Source organism: Pedococcus cremeus, assembly GCF_900111375.1.
Taxonomy (GTDB): domain Bacteria; phylum Actinomycetota; class Actinomycetes; order Actinomycetales; family Dermatophilaceae; genus Pedococcus_A; species Pedococcus_A cremeus.
In genome coordinates this window covers 173,563-189,715 of the sequence record NZ_FOHB01000002.1, presented here as the reverse complement: position 1 = coordinate 189,715, position 16,153 = coordinate 173,563, and the positions used below count along the sequence as shown (strand labels likewise).

General features: G+C 72.2%; 13 protein-coding genes and 3 tRNA genes. 5 read left to right on the top strand and 11 right to left on the bottom strand.

Features of this window, described 5'->3' with window-relative positions:
* Positions 1 to 29: 29 nt before the first annotated feature.
* The 4 genes from BMW78_RS04530 to BMW78_RS04515 form a co-directional block, all read right to left on the bottom strand.
* Positions 30 to 104, bottom strand: a tRNA-Val gene (locus tag BMW78_RS04530).
* Positions 105 to 132: 28 nt separating this feature from the next.
* Positions 133 to 203 (bottom strand) — tRNA-Cys (locus tag BMW78_RS04525).
* Between the two features lie 23 nt (positions 204 to 226).
* Positions 227 to 299 (bottom strand) — tRNA-Gly (locus BMW78_RS04520).
* A gap of 115 nt (positions 300 to 414) precedes the next feature.
* A complete protein-coding gene (locus BMW78_RS04515) occupies positions 415 to 1,569 on the bottom strand; it encodes a YihY/virulence factor BrkB family protein (RefSeq protein ID WP_245735659.1) in 1,155 nt (384 codons plus the stop codon).
* Positions 1,570 to 1,669: 100 nt separating this feature from the next.
* Here BMW78_RS04515 and BMW78_RS04510 point away from each other — a divergent pair, with 100 nt between their 5' ends.
* Positions 1,670 to 3,316: an acyl-CoA dehydrogenase family protein gene (locus tag BMW78_RS04510; RefSeq protein WP_091756873.1), complete on the top strand. Its 1,647-nt coding sequence runs from the start codon at positions 1,670 to 1,672 to the stop codon at positions 3,314 to 3,316.
* 2 nt (positions 3,317 to 3,318) lie between these two features.
* Here the strand turns inward: BMW78_RS04510 and BMW78_RS04505 are convergent, their stop codons facing one another.
* The 4 genes from BMW78_RS04505 to zapE form a co-directional block, all read right to left on the bottom strand.
* Positions 3,319 to 3,777, bottom strand: coding sequence for a hypothetical protein (locus BMW78_RS04505; RefSeq protein WP_091756871.1), 459 nt, complete (start codon positions 3,775 to 3,777; stop codon positions 3,319 to 3,321).
* A gap of 4 nt (positions 3,778 to 3,781) precedes the next feature.
* Entirely contained in the window at positions 3,782 to 6,163 is a 2,382-nt protein-coding gene (locus tag BMW78_RS04500) for a molybdopterin oxidoreductase family protein (protein WP_091756869.1), read from the bottom strand.
* Between the two features lie 74 nt (positions 6,164 to 6,237).
* Positions 6,238 to 7,239, bottom strand: coding sequence for a polyphosphate kinase 2 family protein (locus tag BMW78_RS04495; protein ID WP_091756868.1), 1,002 nt, complete (start codon positions 7,237 to 7,239; stop codon positions 6,238 to 6,240).
* A gap of 15 nt (positions 7,240 to 7,254) precedes the next feature.
* Positions 7,255 to 8,301 carry a cell division protein ZapE gene (gene zapE / locus BMW78_RS04490; protein WP_091756866.1) on the bottom strand — a complete coding sequence of 349 codons (1,047 nt, stop codon included), beginning with the start codon at positions 8,299 to 8,301 and terminating at the stop codon, positions 7,255 to 7,257.
* A gap of 32 nt (positions 8,302 to 8,333) precedes the next feature.
* Between zapE and BMW78_RS04485 the strand changes: the two genes are divergently transcribed.
* Complete coding sequence (locus BMW78_RS04485) at positions 8,334 to 9,068, top strand: dihydrofolate reductase family protein (protein ID WP_091756864.1); 735 nt, start codon at positions 8,334 to 8,336, stop codon at positions 9,066 to 9,068.
* Positions 9,069 to 9,089: 21 nt separating this feature from the next.
* Here BMW78_RS04485 and BMW78_RS04480 read toward each other — a convergent pair whose 3' ends face one another.
* The gene (locus BMW78_RS04480; RefSeq protein WP_245735658.1) at positions 9,090 to 10,259 is read right to left on the bottom strand and encodes an alpha/beta hydrolase family protein; all 1,170 of its coding nucleotides are present in this window, start codon (positions 10,257 to 10,259) and stop codon (positions 9,090 to 9,092) included.
* A gap of 5 nt (positions 10,260 to 10,264) precedes the next feature.
* Positions 10,265 to 12,403, bottom strand: coding sequence for an ATP-dependent DNA ligase (locus BMW78_RS04475; protein WP_091756862.1), 2,139 nt, complete (start codon positions 12,401 to 12,403; stop codon positions 10,265 to 10,267).
* 70 nt (positions 12,404 to 12,473) lie between these two features.
* Here BMW78_RS04475 and msrB point away from each other — a divergent pair, with 70 nt between their 5' ends.
* The gene (msrB, locus tag BMW78_RS04470; protein WP_091756860.1) at positions 12,474 to 12,896 is read left to right on the top strand and encodes a peptide-methionine (R)-S-oxide reductase MsrB; all 423 of its coding nucleotides are present in this window, start codon (positions 12,474 to 12,476) and stop codon (positions 12,894 to 12,896) included.
* Positions 12,897 to 12,959: 63 nt separating this feature from the next.
* On the opposite strand, the gene BMW78_RS04465 is transcribed toward msrB, so the two are convergent.
* Positions 12,960 to 13,391: a hypothetical protein gene (locus BMW78_RS04465; RefSeq protein ID WP_091756858.1), complete on the bottom strand. Its 432-nt coding sequence runs from the start codon at positions 13,389 to 13,391 to the stop codon at positions 12,960 to 12,962.
* A gap of 113 nt (positions 13,392 to 13,504) precedes the next feature.
* On the opposite strand from BMW78_RS04465, the gene BMW78_RS04460 reads away from it, so the two are divergent.
* Positions 13,505 to 15,514, top strand: coding sequence for a sensor histidine kinase (locus BMW78_RS04460; RefSeq protein ID WP_143056144.1), 2,010 nt, complete (start codon positions 13,505 to 13,507; stop codon positions 15,512 to 15,514).
* Entirely contained in the window at positions 15,511 to 16,152 is a 642-nt protein-coding gene (locus BMW78_RS04455) for a response regulator (protein ID WP_091756854.1), read from the top strand. Before BMW78_RS04460 ends, BMW78_RS04455 begins: the two co-directional genes overlap by 4 nt.
* Position 16,153 lies beyond the last annotated feature (1 nt).

Sequence of the window (16,153 nt, the reverse complement as noted above, 5' to 3'; positions counted from 1 at the left end):
GTTGCCGCAGGTCAGGGCCTTTTCATCGATGGTGGGCGATACTGGGTTTGAACCAGTGACCTCTTCCGTGTCAAGGAAGCGCGCTACCACTGCGCCAATCGCCCTGGGGTGCTGCTGGGTTGTGCGTGATCGAGGTGGAGACGGGATTTGAACCCGTGTACGCGGCTTTGCAGGCCGCTGCCTCGCCTCTCGGCCACTCCACCGTGAAGGCGGTTCCAATCCTCCGAGCGGATGACCGGTCTCGAACCGGCGACCTCAACCTTGGCAAGGTTGCGCTCTACCAACTGAGCTACATCCGCGCTGCTCACAACGTTGTTATTTCCTCGCTGTGCGGCGTGGAAGACATTAGCCGATTCCCTGCGCCAACTCCAAACCGGCCCATCCTGACCCGTTTTCGCACCGTGTCTGCGCTGGTCAGGACGCCGAACGGGCCGTTTTGCGGCTCTCCTCCTCGGCCCCCTCGGGCATCGGCGTCAGCGGGCGCGCCGGTTTCGTACCCTCCGCCGGCCGGGCCCCACCCGCCACCGGCCCACCCTTCCTCGCGGCAGCCCGGCCAGCTGCCCGCTCCGGCTCAACCCCCGGCTTGAGCCCCGGCTCGAGCCCCTGCCCGACACCAGGCTCGGGAGCCCGCCTTCGCCGCACCTCGCTCCTGACCCATCCCACGGCCCGCACTCGCACACTGGGCCGCTCCTCGACCGGCCACATGACGCGGATGGCGGCGTTGAGGGCCGCGCCGATCAGCACGGCGATGGCCAGGAAGTAGAGCCAGATGAGCAGCACGATCGGGGCGCTGAGTGGCCCGTAGATCGAGGTGCCGCCGAGCGAGGCGCTGATCGTGCCGCGCAGCACGAACGACGCCAGCGCCCAGATCACGAGCGTCAGCACGGCCCCGGGCATGTCCCTCAGCCACGGCGTCCGCATCGGTGTCGACACGTGGTAGAGCGTGGTTAGGCTGGCGACGGCCATGAAGGTCACGACCGGCCAGTACAGCCAGAACAGGAACTCCAGGCTCTGGGGCAGCAGGGCGGCCAGCCAGGTCGGCCCGATGAGCACCAGCGGGATCACGATGATCCCGACGATGAGCGAGACGAAGTAGAGCGTGAGCGACAGGGCCCGGGTGCGCACGATTCCCCGCACGCCCGACTGCCCGTACATGATCGAGATGGTGTCGACGAAGACGTTGAGGGCGCGCGAACCCGACCAGATCGAGAGCAGGAAACCGACCGAGATGAGGTCGAAGCGCCCGCCGCCCAGAACGTCGTCGACGGTCGGCACGAGCAGTTCCTTGATCAGGCTCTCGGTCAGGAACCGCTCCGCCCACGTCTGGATGCCGCCGGTGATCTCGTGGACGGTCTCCGGCCCCAGCCACTGGCCGACGTAGCCGACACCTCCGAAGAGCCCCAGCACCAGCGGCGGCAGGGACAGCAGCGCGAAGAAGCCGGCCTCGGACGCCAGACCCGTCACGCGGTAGCGCAGGCACACCCGGATCGTCTCGATCGTCAGGCGCGCCAGGGCCGTCGCCCCGGGGACCCGGGCGAGCTCCCTCTTCACCCGCGCCTTGAGAATCACGCAGCCACGGTATCCCGGCCGGTCACGACCGGCTCGCATGTGACACGTCTGACGGCGCGAGCGCCTGACCCCGCGACCCTGCGCGACCTACGCTGCCGACGTGACCACCCACGCCCTGACCAACCAGGTTCCCCCGCTCTCCGGGCACAGCCTCCTCACCTCCGACCCCGCGCTCGAGGAGGGCCTGAGGCGGTGGGCCGGCCGCACGGCATACGAGGACATCGCGGTGCTCGGCGAGCTCGCCGGCCGCCCCGAGGCCCAGCGGGCCGGCGACCTCGCCAACACGCACACCCCCGTGCTGCGCACGCACTCCCCCACCGGCGAGCGCGTCGACGAGGTCGAGTTCCACCCCGCCTGGCACCAGCTCATGGACACCGCCGTCGTCCACGGCCTCACCGCCGGTCCGTGGACCGAGCCGGCCGGCACCGGTGCGCACGTGCGCCGCGCCGCCGGCTTCGTCATCTGGTCACAGGTCGAGGCGGGGCACCTGTGCCCCGTGTCGATGACGTATGCCGCCGTGCCCGCTCTGCGCGCGAACCCCGACCTCGCGGCGGCGTGGGTGCCCAAGCTGGCCTCCCGGGAGTACGACTTCGGGCTGCGGCCGCTGGCCGGCAAGCGCGGCGCCATCGCGGGCATGGGCATGACGGAGAAGCAGGGCGGCTCGGACGTCCGCGCCAACACCACGGTCGCCACCGCGACTCCGGGTGGTCCGCTCGCCGGCGGCGAGACCTACCGCCTGACCGGCCACAAGTGGTTCCTCTCGGCCCCGATGAGCGACGCGTTCCTCGTCCTGGCCCAGACCGGTGCCGGCCCGACCTGCTTCCTCGTGCCGCGCGTGCTCGACGACGGCACGCGCAACCCCTTCGCGCTGCAGCGCCTCAAGGACAAGCTGGGCAACCGCTCCAACGCCTCCTCCGAGGTCGAGTTCGACGGCACCTGGGCGGTCCGGGTCGGCGACGAGGGCCGCGGCGTGCGCACCATCATCGACATGGTCGCCTCCACCCGGCTCGACTGCGTGCTCGGCTCCACCGCGACCATGCGGCAGGCGGTCTCGCGCGCCGTGCACCACGCCCGCCACCGCTCCGCCTTCGGCGCCCGTCTCGTCGACCAGCCGCTGATGCGCAACGTGCTCGTCGACCTGGCGCTGGAGACCGAGGCCGCCACCACGCTGTCGCTGCGGCTGGCCCACGCCGTCGACGAGGGCGACTCCGACTTCTCGCGGCTGGCCGTCGCGGTGGGCAAGTACTGGGTCTGCAAGCGCACCGCGCCCGTGGTGGCGGAGGCCATGGAGTGCCTGGGCGGCAACGGCTACGTCGAGGAGAACGGGCTCGCCCGGCTCTACCGCGAGGCACCGCTCAACTCGATCTGGGAGGGCTCCGGCAACGTCAACGCCCTCGACGTGCTGCGCGCGGTCTCCCGCCAGCCGCAGGCGCTCGAGGCGTTCGTGGCCGAGGCCAAGCGCGGGCTGGGCCACAGCGCAGCCCTCGACGCCGCCATCACCGGCCTCGACGACGTGGCCCGGTATGCCGGGGACCCGGCCGCCGCAGTCGGCGCGCGGCGCGTCGTGGAGACCCTCGCCGTGACGCTGCAGGCCTCGCTGTTGGCTCAGCACGCGCCCACGGAGGTCGCGGACGCGTTCGTCGCCAGCCGCATCGCCGGTGGCCACGGGCACACGTTCGGGACGCTCGAGCCGGGCGCTGTGGAGGGCAGCGCCGAGCGCATCCTCGAGCGGGCGCTACGCCTCTGACGTCAGCTCGCGACGATCAGCGCCTGCGGCGCCGCCTCCTTCATCCGCGTCTTCAGCCACTTCAGCTGGGTCGAGGTCTCGCCCTCGCAGTGGTCGACGATCCCGATGAGCTCCTTGTCACGGGCCGCCTTGGCGGCCTGGCCCACGACGGTCCAGGCGATGTCGAGGTAACACACCAGCAGGTAGAGGTCGTGCAGGTCGCGCAGCAGCCCGACGCCGCCCGTGCGTGTCGTGGTCAGCCCCTCGGCATGCAGGTCCTCCGGCTCCTCGACCTTCTGCTCGCCATACCGTGCGACCGCGGGTGCGAGGTGCTCGCGGTGCCGGTCGCACTCCGCCGCGAGCCGGTTGCAGAGGTGGTAGACGTCGGCCTCCTCGGCGTGGCCCTCGGCCACCTGCCGGAACGACGCGGCCAGCGTCTTCTCGCCCTCGTCGAGGAGGCCGAGGTAGGTCGCGAGGTGCATGGCGTCAGCCCTTCCTGCTCGTCCTGCTCGTCCGCGCGGAGGCGGTGTTGTCGGGCGCCGGGGAGGGTCCGTCACCGTCGGCCACCTTCGTGACCCGCACGGCGCCGCCCTTGAACGCCGGCTGCTTCGAGACCGGGTCCCAGGCCGTGATGGTGAGCTCGTTGGCAGCCCGAGTGGGCCGGCCACCGCGGTCGACGTCGCCGTAGTGGAACGGCACGAACACCGCGCCGGGCCGGATGTCGCTGACCCGGGCCTTGGCCTCGAGCGCCCCACGAGCCGACTCCACCCGCACCAGGTCGCCCTCCACGATGCCGAGCGGTTCGGCGTCCTCGGGGGCGATCTCCACCCACGCGTCGGGTGCGGCCTCGTCGAGCTCGGCCGCCCGCATCGTCTTCGTGCGGGTGTGGAAGTGGAACACCGTGCGGCCGGTGCCGAGGCCGAGCGGGTACTCGTCGGAGGGGAACTCCGGCGGGGGTGTCCACGGTGCGGCCTTGAGCCGGGCCCGGCCGTCGTAGCGCATGGCCTTGTGCTCGGTGGCGTCCACCGCTGCTCCCGTCAGCAGGTCGTGCCCGTAGTTCTCGCAGTAGTCGTCCTGGGTGTTGAACACGTGGTCGGTGTAGATCCGCTCCGTGCCCTCGGGGGCGTCGTCGGTGCACGGCCACTGGATGCCGCCGCTGCCGCGCAGCTTCGCGTAGCTCATGCCGGAGTAGTCGCACGGGCGGCCCCTGGAGCACTCGCGCCACCCGTCGAAGGCGTCCTCCGGGCTGTCCCAGCGCGGGATGGGGCGGCCGCTGCGGTCGGTGAAGCCCATCCGCCGCGCGTAGTCGACCCAGATGTCGAGGTCGCTCCTGGCCTGGCCGGGCGGGTCAACCGCCTTGTCGGCGAGGTGCACCGTGCGGTCGACATTGGTGAACGTGCCGGTCTTCTCACCCCAGAGCGCGGACGGCAGCACGACGTCGGCCAGCTCGGTCGTCTCGTTCCGGAAGGCCTCGTTGACCACCACGAACACCTGGTCGCCACCGAGGATGCGCCTGATGCGACCCAGGTCCGGCATGGAGACGGCCGGGTTGGTGCCCGCGATCCACAGGAAGCCGATCGAGCCCTGCTCGGCATAGCGGAAGATCTGCATCGCGTGCGTGGGCGGCGACCAGTGCGGGATGACGACCGGGTCGACGTCCCAGAGGTCGGCGAGCTCCTGCACGTGGGACTCGTTGTTCCAGTTGCGGAAGCCGGACAGGTCGCCGTCGACCCCGGTCTCGCGGTTGTTCTGCGCGGTCGGCTGGCCGTTCATCTGCAGGATGGCGGCGCCCGGCCGGCCGAGCATGCCGCGCAGCAGGTGCAGGTTGTTGACCTGCACGGAGGCGGCCGTCGCCTGGTGCGACTGGTAGAAGCCCTGCAGCACGGTGGAGACGACCCGGTCACTCGTGCCGAAGACCTCGGCCGCGCGCTCGACGTCACGCGCCTCCACCCTGCAGATCTCGGCGACCTGCTGCGGCGTGTAGGGCTCGACCGTCCTCGCCAGCTCGTCGTAGCCGACGGTGTGCTCCTCGACCCAGGCGTGGTCGACCCAGTCACGGTGGATCAGCTCGCGCAGGAGCCCGTTCATCAGCGCCTGGTTCGTGCCGGGGCGGACCGCCAGGTGCACGTCCGAGGCCTCGGCCACCTTGGTCCGGCGCGGGTCGACGCAGACGTGCAGGGGCGGGTTCGGTCCGGCGAGCCGGTCGAGCATGCGAGCCCACAGCACCGTCTGGGTCTCGGCGACGTTGTGCCCGTAGTGGAAGACGGCGTCGCACACGTCGAGGTCGGTGTAGCTGCCGGGCTGCCCGTCGGTGCCGAAGGACTCCTTCAGCGCCGCCGCCGCGGTCGCGGTACACAGGCGCGTGTTGCCGTCCATGTGCGGCGTGCCGATGCCGGCCTTCCCGATCACCGCGAGGGTGTAGTACTCCTCGAGCATGAGCTGGCCGCTGGTGTAGAAGCCATGGGACAGAGGGCCTTTGGTGTCGAGCAGAGCCCTCGAGCGCTCCACCACCAGGCCCATCGCCTCGTCCCAGCTGGCCTCGACCAGGGTGCCGTTCCGGCGCACGAGCGGCGTGGTGATGCGGTCGCGCAGCTGGCCCTGCCAGCCGAAGAGGCCCTTGGGCCCGAGCCGGCCCCGGCTGACCCGGTCGTCCTCGCGGCCGCGCACCCCCACCATCTGGCCGTCGCGGACCGCGATGTCGACCCCACAGCCGTTGCTGCAGAGCACGCAGGCCGACTGCACCCAGTGTTCCACGTCCTCCTCACGCAGCCCGTCACGCAGGTGCGTGTCCACCCGGATCGGCCACGGCTCACCCGCGGCGAACCCCGTGGTCGGACCCCAGATGTCCTTGATGCGGTCGTGTGCCATCGGTCCACCTCCGCACCGATCCTGTCACTGGCGACGGAGTCGGCAACCGGAGCCGAAACGGCCGGCCAGCGGGGTCAGGTGGCGCTCAGGCGCGCCTTCTCGGTCTGCACGTCGTAGTCTGCCGCCGGCCACTGCGGGTCCATGGCGCGCAGGTGCTCGAGCACGAGGTTCTGCACGGCGAGCCGGGCGTACCACTTGCGGTCGGCCGGCACCACGAACCAGGGCGCCTCAGGGGTCGAGCACTTCTCCAGGGCGGCCTGGTAGGCCTCCTGGTACGCCGGCCACAGCATCCGCTCGTCGACGTCGCCGGGGTTGAACTTCCAGTTCTTGTCGGGACGGTCGAGCCGCTCCGTGAGCCGGGCCTTCTGCTCGTCGGCGGAGATGTGGAGCATCACCTTGACGATGGTCGTGCCCGAGTCGACGACCGACCTCTCGAAGGCGTTGATCTGGGTGTACCGGCGCGACCACGTGGCGCGCGGCACCAGCTCGTGCACGCGCACCACGAGCACGTCCTCGTACTGCGAGCGGTCGAAGACCCCGATCTGGCCGGGCTGCGGCAAGGCGTTGCGGATGCGCCACAGGAAGGGGTGCTTCTTCTCCTCGGCGGTCGGCGCCTTGAACGCGGTGTAGCTCACGCCCTGGGGGTCCAACTGCCCGACCACGTGCCGCATGATGCCGCCCTTGCCGGACGTGTCCATCCCCTGCACGACGAGCAGGAGCGAGCGCTTCCCACCCATCTTGGACTCGGCGTAGAGGCGCTCCTGCAGCTCGCTCATCTCCTCCCCGAGAGCGGGCATGGCGTCCTTGGCGGACTGCTTGTCACCGTCCCAGCCGGGCGTCGAGCGCGGGTCGGTGTCGAACAGGTTGAAGCCGTCGCCGACCCGCAGCGCCTCCGTGAACGAGTCGGGCACCAGCGGCTTCGCAGCGGCCTTGGGCGTGGGCAACACCTTCGTGCTGCTGCTGTTGCTGCCGGACCTGTTGCTGCTCTTGCCGCCGGGCTTGGTGCCGCCCTTGCCGCGGCTCTTGTCAGAGTTCTTGGTGCCGCTCTTCTTCGAGGTCTTCGTCGACTTCGCCATGAGGGGATGGTGGCATCACCCCATGCCGTGCGCGACCTCTCCGGCTCCCTCACGGGCCAGCGCGGTCAGCCGGGACACCGCGCGGAAGTACTTCTTGCGGTAGCCGCCCTGCATCAGCTCGGGCGTGAACACCTCGCCGAGCGGGTGGCCGCTGGCGTAGACGGGGATGTCGTTGTCGTACAGCCGGTCCGCCAGCACGACCAGCCGCAGCGCGACCATCTGGTCGGAGACCGGGTGCACGCCCTGCCACCCGACGGAGCCCACTCCGTCGAGCAGCGCGTGGTAGCGGCTGGGGTGCACCGTCGCCAGGTGCCGGATGACGTCGTCGAAGTTGTCGCACAGGCCGTCGTCCGTGACGCGGGCGGAGACCTCCTCGTCCGACAGCGGTGGCGGGCTGGGCGCCAGGCCGCGGTGCCGGTAGTCCTCGCCGTCGATCGTGAGGACCTCGAACCGGTCGGCCAGCTTCTGGATCTCCCGGAGGAAGTCCTCCGCCGCGAACCGGCCCTCGCCGAGCGCACCGGGGAGGGTGTTGGAGGTGGCGGCCAGCCCGACGCCCGCCTCGGCGAGCCGGGTGAGCAGCGTGGCCATGAGCACGGTGTCGCCGGGGTCGTCGAGCTCGAACTCGTCGATGCACACCAGCCGGTAGCCCTGCAGCGCCTCAACGGTCTCCGAGAAGCCCAGCGCCCCAACGAGGTTCGTGAGCTCGACGAAGGTGCCGAACGCCTTGGGCTCGGGAGCGGCGTGCCACAGGCTGGCGAGCAGGTGGGTCTTGCCGACGCCGAAGCCGCCGTCGAGGTAGACGCCCTTGGGGGCTGCACGCCCCCCACTCCCACGACGGAAGAGGCGGCCGAGCCCACCACCGCCGGAGCCGTTGCCGGCCGCGGACGCCAGCTCCGCGGCATACTCCTCCAGTCGCTGCACGGCGGCGGCCTGGCTCGGCTGCGCCGGGTCGGGCCGGTAGGTGGAGAAGCGTTCGGCGTCGAACCGCGGTGGGGGCACGAGCTCACGCAGCAGCCGCTCACGGTCGAGGTGCGGGCGGCGGGTGGTGATCGAGGTGGGCACACGGGCAGCGTAGTGAGTGCGACACTGCGGCCATGCGGTTGCTCCTCGACGCCACCGGCCGGCACGCCCCCTGCGAGTCCCTCGACGACACGGCCCTGGCCGACCTCTACGCCCCACCGGAGGGCCCGTGGCTGCGGGCCAACTTCGTCTCCACCCTCGACGGTGCGGCCACCGGTGCCAACGGCCGGTCGGGTTCGATCAACACCGAGGCCGACGGTGTGGTCTTCCGCCTGCTGCGCCGGCTGAGCGACGTCGTCGTGGTCGGTGCCGGCACCGTGCGCACCGAGGGCTACACCCGCCTCGGCGCCGACGACGGTGGTCCGCTCCCGCTCGCGGTGGTGAGCAACAGCGCGAAGGTGCCCGAGGTCCTCCTCTCCCCCGCGGAGGGCCGTGGCGACGTCCTGCTGGTCACCCACGGCGGCGCACCCGGTGACGCCCTGGCCGACGCGCGCGCCGCGCTCGGCGCCGACAACGTGCTGCTCTGCGGTGACGACGCGGTGGACCTGCTCGACCTCCGCCACCGGCTCGAGGAGAGGGGTATGCCGCGCGTGCTCACCGAGGGGGGCCCCAGCCTGCTCGGCGCGATGCTGGCCGCGGGGGCGGTCGACGAGCTCGACCTGACCTGGGCGCCGGCCGTGGTCGGCGGTGAGCACCCGCGCATCGCGCACGCCCCCGACCTCGACGTGGCGCTCTCCCCGCTGGCGCTCGTCGAGCAGGACGGCACGGTGATGGGCCGCTGGCAGGTCCGGCGCCCGGAGGCCGGCTGAGCGAGCGGGTCGACGAGGGCCCTACAGCGAGACGAACTCCCGCACGGCGGTCTCCCAGCGCTCGGGCTCGGTGTTCCACTCCTTGGTGTGGCGGGCGGTCACCCACGGCTCGAACCGGACGAGGTCGGGCCGCGCCTCCGCCAGCTGCTCGGACGGCCCGACGGGCACGAACTCGTCGTCGACCGAGTGGATGAGCAGCATGCGGTGGCGCAGCTCGTCGGCCCGGGCGACCCAGTTGGTCTTGGCCACGTCGACCGGGTCGTGGACCCCGACGAGGCGGCGGGCCCACCGCCTGCCCATCAGGGTGCGGCTGAGGGTGCCGACCGGTGCCGGTACGCCATGCTCGCGGGCGTGGTGGGCCAGCACGTCGTTCCAGTCGATGACGGGCGCGTCGAGGATGACATGGCTGACGTGCCCGGTCAGCCACGAGCGGTCGAGGGTCTGCAGCACGATGGCGCCCCCCATCGACCAGCCCACCAGCACCAGCTCCCGGGCACCCTGCTGCACGGCGTACAGGGCGGCGTCCTCGATGTCGCGCCACTCCGACAGGCCGAGGTTGTAGCGGCCGTCCGGGCCGCTCGGCGCCCCCGGGTCGTTGCGGTACGAGGGGACGAGGACGTTGATGCCGCTGTCCCGCAACGGGGTGATGCCCCGAAGGCACTCCTCGCGGCGCGCTCCCCTGCCGTGCACGAGAATCGCCCAGCGGTCGGTGGGCTGCTCCGCCTCGACCAGCCAGGCCGGCATCGGGCCGAGCTCGGTGAGCACCTCGACGTGCTGCGTCGGCAGGCCGAGCGACCGGTCGGGCGGGGAGCCGTAGTAGTACTGGTTCCACCGCGCGAGACCCGGTGTCAGGTGGCCGAAGTCGACGCCGAGCAGCTCGCGCGTCACCCGGCCGCGCTCCTCGTCGAGCTCCACCACGTCACCGAGCCGGCAGTGACCGTCGGTCCCGTCGAGCCACAGGCCGTAGCGCCCCGGGACGACGGTGTCCGCGGTGATCCCTAGGGTGACCGTGTGGTCGTCGACGGCGAGGACCTCGGTGTCGTCGGGCCGTTCGCGGTCAGGCGTCAGCACCCGACGGGCGAAGTAGGCGGCCGCGCTCACGGACGACACCGCGCCCAGCGCCGTGACCCAGCCGGCGGTGGTGGCCGCCCCGACGGCAGCCCGCCTCACCGCCTCGCGACTCGGTGCCACCCGGGTCAGTCCTTCCCGGCCAGGACGTCGCCGAGGTCGAAGCTGACCGGTTCGTCGAGCTGCTCGTAGGTGCAGGAACCAGGCTCGCGGTCGGGGCGCCAGCGGACGAACTGCGCCGTGTGCCGGAACCGCTCGCCCTCCATGTGGTCGTAGCGCACCTCGACCACGCGCTCGGGGCGCAGCGGCGTGAACGACAGGTCCTTGCCGGCGGCCCAGCGGCTCTGCTCGGCGTTGCGGGGCGTGCGGGTGCCCTCCTCCTGCCGTGCCCAGGCCCACGGGTGGTTGTCGAAGGTGGTCACGAGGGGCTGGAGCTCCTCGAAGAGCTCGCGCCGGCGGGCCATCGGGAAGGCCCCGATCACCCCGACGCTGACGAGGTCGTCGCCGCGGTAGAGCCCGAGCAGCAGCGAGCCGATGGCGTCCGGGCCGCTCTTGTGGGTGCGGTAACCCGCCACGACACAGTCGGCGGTGCGCTCGTGCTTGACCTTGAACATCACGCGTTTGTCGGGCTGGTAGGTGCCGTCGAGCGGCTTGGCGACGACCCCGTCGAGCCCGGCCCCCTCGAACTGCTCGAACCAGTCGAGGGCGACCGACCGGTCACGCGTGGCGCGGGTCAGGTGCACCGGCGGGGTCGCGTCGGCGAGCGCCTCCTCGAGCCGGGCGCGGCGCTCGGCGAACGGCCGGTCACGCAGGTCCTCGTCGCCGAGGGCGAGCAGGTCGAAGGCCACGAAGTGCGCCGGTGTCTCCTGCGACAGCTTCTTCACCCGGCTGGCGGCGGGGTGGATCCGCTGCTGGAGCACGTCGAAGTCGAGCCGGTCACCACTGGCACCGATGACGACGATCTCGCCGTCGACGACGCACCGCTCCGGCAGGCTCTGCTTCACCGCCTCCACGACCTCGGGGAAGTAGCGGGTCATCGGCTTCTCGTTGCGGCTGCCGATCTCCACCCGGTCGCCGGACCGGAACACGATGGAGCGGAAGCCGTCCCACTTCGGCTCGTAGAGCAGCTCGCCCTCCGGCATCGCCTTGACGGCCTTGGCGAGCATGGGCGAGACCGGCGGCACCACGGGCATCTTCCACTCCGCGTCGCGGTCGGCCTTCGGCCCGAGGTAGTCGCCGTCCTCGCGGTCCTTGCGACGCTTGCTCGGCTGCACCCGAGGCGGCTCCCCCGGCATCTTGGGGTAGTCGGGCGGAAAGGACATCTCCCCCAGGCCCCGCTCGTGCACGTCCTTGTCCCACAGGGCGATGGCGTTCGCGACGTCACCGACGGCGTCGTCGATGCCGGCCCACGGGTCGCCCTCACTCGCGACGACCTCGGGCACGGTGCGCACGGTGAAGTCGCTGGGACTGACGCCCTTCAGCGCCTCCCAGCTCACCGGCATACTCACCGGCGCTCCGGGGAGAGGGCGGGGGCTGTAGGCCGACGCGATGGTGCGGTCGCGGCAGGCCTGGTTGAAGTCGACGAAGACGCGCTCGCCCCGCTCCTCCTTCCACCAGGCGGTGGTGACGAGGTCGGGCAGGCGCCGCTCGAGCTCGCGGGCGATGCCGATGACGCCGTGGCGGACGTCGAGGAACTCGTGGGTGGGGCCCACCCGGCAGTACACGTGCACGCCACGGTTGCCGGAGGTCTTGGCCCACCCGGTCAGGCCCACCTCGGCGAGCACCTCGCGCAGCGCGAAGGCGGCCTCGACAGCGTCGGTGAAGGTGCGGCCCGGTTGTGGGTCGAGGTCGATGCGCAGCTCGTCCGGGTTGTCGACCGCCTCGGTGCGCACCGGCCACGGGTGGAAGGTCACCGTGTTCATCTGCACGGCCCACACCGCGGTCGCCACCTCGTCGACCACCAGCTGTGGGTGGCGGCGCCCGGAGGGGTAGGTGCACATCACGGTGCGCGCCCAGTCGGGCACGCCGCGGGGCGGGTTCTTGGAGTAGAACTCCTCCCCCTCGATGCCCTCGGGGAACCGCTGCAGGGTCACCGGCCGGTCGCCCAGTGCGCCCATCAGGGGCTCCGCCACCGCCACCGTGTATGCCGCGAGGTCACCCTTGGTGATGCCCGCGTCGGGCCACATGACCCGGTCGGGGCTGGAGACGCGCACCTCGCGCACCCCGTCGGGGCCGGGCACCTCCAGGACCAGCGGCTTGGCGCTCATGCCGGGAGCCTAACCGGCTGGGACCACGAGGGCAGGGAACGTTCTCGGGCCCGGCACGGTTGGCAGAGGCATGGAGAAGACCAACCGCAGCTACGCCGTCTCGAAGTCCGACGAGGAGTGGCGGGCCGAGCTCAACCCGGCGGAGTACCAGGTGCTGCGCCAGGCGGGCACCGAACGGCCCTTCGTCGGCGAGTACACCGACACCAAGACCGAGGGCGTCTACGCCTGCCGGGCCTGCGGCGCGGAGCTGTTCACCTCCGACACCAAGTTCGACAGCCACTGCGGCTGGCCGTCGTTCTACGCCCCGCTCGCCGGGGACAGCGTCGAGTACATCGAGGACAACAGCCTCGGCATGCGCCGGGTCGAGGTCCGCTGTGCCACCTGTGGCAGCCACCTCGGGCACCTGTTCGAGGGCGAGGGCTACGACACCCCCACCGACCAGCGCTACTGCATCAACTCGATCTCGATGACACTGCGGCCGAAGGCCGGCTGAGGCGCACGGACGCCCCAGGCGGCTCGGACCGGAAAGGGCCCGAGACCGCCCGGGGGCAGCGGGTCAGCGCCCCACGAACCGTCGGGTCGCCGGTGCGAGTGACAGGACGAGGACGGCGAGGCCCACGACCGCGAACGGGATCGCCTGCGTCTCGTGGATGTAGCCCACCTTGAAGGCGGTGAACACCTGCATCCAGGTCGCGTAGAGCACGAGACCGGCGTGCGCCAGGGGCCGGCCCCGCAGGGTCCCGATCGCCGAGACGATGCCGAGGACCGAGAGGAACTCGTAGGCCACGAGGAACGTGAGCCCGAGGTCGGTGAACCCGTCGAGGCCGGTGAAGTACACGGCGCCGTAGGCGCCGAAGCCGGCGACGAGGAGCGTGAGCGCTCCCGCGGCGATGGCGGTGGCAGGGGGACGACCGGACCGCCCTGCGGGGGTCGTCGTGACGGTGCTGTCGAGGGTGGCCCGCTCGGGGGCCGAGTGCGTTGTTGTCATGCGCCACACCGTCGTCCCGGAGCTGTCCCGGTCGTGAGAGCACGGCGTCACGACCTGCGACGGGACATGGTGTCCCGTGACGGCGGGACGACACGCGCCCCAGAATGGCCGCCGTGGGAGTCGTGGCGGGAGTGCTGGCCGTGCTGGCCGGGCTGGTCGGCGCGCTCCTGCACGCCGGCAACGCCGCGCTGGGACGCACCCCGACTCCCTCCTTCTGGCTGATGAGCCTGGCCGCCGCCATCGCCTACGGGGCGATGGCGGTCCTGCTGCGCCGCTCCCCCGCCCGGTTGCTGCGCGGCACCATGGCCGCGATCGGGCTGGCCCAGGGGCTGGCGCTCGTGGGCCAGGAGTGGGGTTGGAGCGGGACAGGCAGCTGGCAGTGGGCGCTGTGGGTCGGCTCGTGGGCCTGGGCGCCCGGCTACGTGGCCGTCCTCGCTGTCCTCCCCCAGCTGCTGCCGGAAGGCCAGGTGGTCGCGCCACGCTGGCGGTGGGGCTTGGCCACAGGGACCGCGGCAGCTGCGTTCGTCGCCCTCCAGTGGGCCCTGACGCCCTACGACCTGCAGGACTTCCCCGGCTCGCTCCCGCCCGGCGCGGTCAACCCGGTCGGCGTCGCCGCCGTGGCAAGCCCCCTTCTCTCCGCCGTGGGCGGCGCGCTCGTGCTGGCGGCCGTGGCCCTGTCGGCGAGCTCGCTCGTCCTGCGCTGGCGGCGCTCGGCCGGGGTGGAGCGGCAACAGCTGAAGTGGGTCGGGCTCGGGTTCGCCCTCACGGTGGCCGTCGCCGGGGTCGGCCAGCTGCTGCCCGTCGGCCTCACCGAGGCCTTCGCCGCCCTGGCGATGCTGCCCGTGCCAGTGGCCGCGGCCGTCGCCTGCCTGCGTCACGGGTTGTGGGGGGTCGACACCGTCATCTCCCGCTCGTTGCTGTATGCCGCCCTCGCCGTGTCGGTCGTCGTGGTCTTCGAGGTGACCATCCGGCTCCTGGGCTCCGTGCCCTCCCTGGCAGCAGCCGAGGGCACGGTGTCGGCGGCCTCCGCGCTCATCGCCGCCTTCGCGGCCCTGGCCCTGCACCAGTACGTGCGGCCGCGGGTCAACCGCCTCGTCCACGGCGACGTCGACGAGCCCCACGCGGCGCTGGCCCGCGTGGGGCGCCAGCTGGAGGCGGCCTCCACCCCGGACGAGCTCGCCGAGCGGGTCGTGCCCTCGGTGCTGACGCAGGTGTGCCGGGTGCTGCGCGCCGACGGCGCCCGCCTGGTGCTGGCCGACGGCAGCACCGCCGACCACGGCAACCCAACGGGTGAGGCTGCGCTGGACACCCGCCTCGACTACGCGGGGCGGCCGGTCGGGCACCTCGCGCTGTGGCGTCAGGGAGGGTTCGCCGCCGGCGAGCAGCAGCTCCTCGAGGGCCTGGCGGCCCAGGCGTCCGTCGCGGCGCACACCGTCCTGTTGTCACGGGAGGCCCAGTCGGCGCGTGAGGCTGCGGCCCTCGCCCGCGAGGCGGAACGGCGACGGCTGCGCCACGACCTGCACGACGACGTCGGTCCCACCCTGGCGGCGCTGGCCCTGCAGGCCGAGACCGCTCGCGAGCTGGCGGCCAGCGACCCCCAGGCCTCGCTCGCCATCCTCGGCCGGCTGGTCACACGGCTGTCCGGGGCCGTCGAGAGCGTGCGGGCACTGGCCCACGAGCTCACCCCGCCCCTGCTCGACGAGCTTGGCCTCGGTCCGGCCCTGGAGGAGCTGGCGGCTCGGCTCGCCACGGCTCGTACGACGGTGCGCGCCCATGTCGAGACGCTACCGGCCATGCCCGCAGCGCAGGAGGTCGCGGCATACCGGATCGCCGGCGAGGCGGTCAGCAACGCGGTGCGGCACGCCGGCGCCACCACGGTCTGCCTCACCGCGGCCGTCAGGAACGGCGTCCTTCGCGTCTCGGTGGCCGACGACGGCACCGGCCTCCCGGCCGAGGAGTCTCGCGCGCTGGGCCTCGGGCTTTCGTCAATGCGCCTGCGCGCCGAGGAGGTGGGCGGCACGCTGGAGGTCACCTCCGGCGCCCGGGGCACGACGGTCATGGCTGTGGTGCCCCTCGTGACGGACGAGGCGGCGCTCGGCGCCCGGAGAGGAGCACCCGCATGACCGTCCGCGTCCTGGTCGTGGACGACCACCCGCTCTACCGCGAGGGGCTCGTCACCGTCCTGGCCACCCTGCCGGACTCCGAGGTGGTGGGCGAGGCCGACAACGGCGAGCAGGCCGTGCGCCTGGCCCACGAGCTGGCGCCGGACGTCGTGCTCATGGACCTGCACATGCCGGTGCTCAACGGGGTCGACGCGACCCGCGCCATCACGGCGGCCGACCCGGGCGTCGCCGTGCTGGTGCTGACCATGCTCGACGGCGACGAGTCGGTCTTCGCCGCACTGCGCGCGGGTGCACGGGGCTACCTCCTCAAGGGCGCCGACCGGGCCGAGATCGCCCGCGCGCTGGAGAGCGTGAGCCAGGGCCAGGTGGTCTTCTCGGCCGGGATCGCGCCCCGCGTGCTGGCCTACTTCTCCGGCGGCGGCTCGGTGACGGCCACGCCGTTCCCGGACCTCACCGACCGCGAGCGGGAGGTGCTCGACCTCGTCGCCCGGGGGCTGACCAACGCCGAGATCGCGCGGCGGTTGTTCGTCAGTGACAAGACCGTGCGCAACCACGTCTCCAACGTGTTCGCCAAGCTCCAGGTCGCCGGCCGGGCCGAGGCGGTCGCCCGGGCCCGCGACGCCGGACTGGGAGCCTGAC